Annotated in this window: 1 protein-coding gene; it reads right to left on the bottom strand. The window is 66.8% G+C overall.

Annotated features, from left to right (window positions below; translation table 11 throughout):
* Positions 1–386, bottom strand: a 386-nt coding sequence (locus tag TX83_RS24290; protein ID WP_141233634.1) for an AMP-binding protein, incomplete at both ends; no start/stop codon positions are given.

The raw sequence follows: 386 nt of genomic DNA on the forward strand, positions 1-386 counted from the left end.
CAAGGCCTCGCCGCTGCAGATCACCCGGCGCAGGCTGGCGCAACCGGCGACCGCGTCGAGCCGGGCCAGGAACAACTGCAGCATCGACGGCACGAAATGCAGGGTGGTGACTCCGGCGCTGCGGATCAGCTCGCCCAGATAGGCGGGGTCCTTGTGCCCTTCCGGGCGCGCCAGCACCAACTGCGCACCGGCCATCAGCGGCCAGAAGAACTCCCACACCGACACGTCGAAGCCGAACGGCGTCTTCTGCAGCACTACGTCCTGCTCGGTCAGGGCGTAGGCCTGCTGCATCCAGTGCAATCGATTGACGATGCCGCGGTGCTCGTTCATCCCCCCCTTCGGCCGGCCGGTCGAACCGGAGGTGTAAATCACATAGGCCAGGTGGC

The sequence above is a fragment of the Lysobacter antibioticus HS124 genome (assembly GCF_000336385.2).
GTDB classification, from domain to species: Bacteria; Pseudomonadota; Gammaproteobacteria; order Xanthomonadales; family Xanthomonadaceae; genus Lysobacter; species Lysobacter firmicutimachus.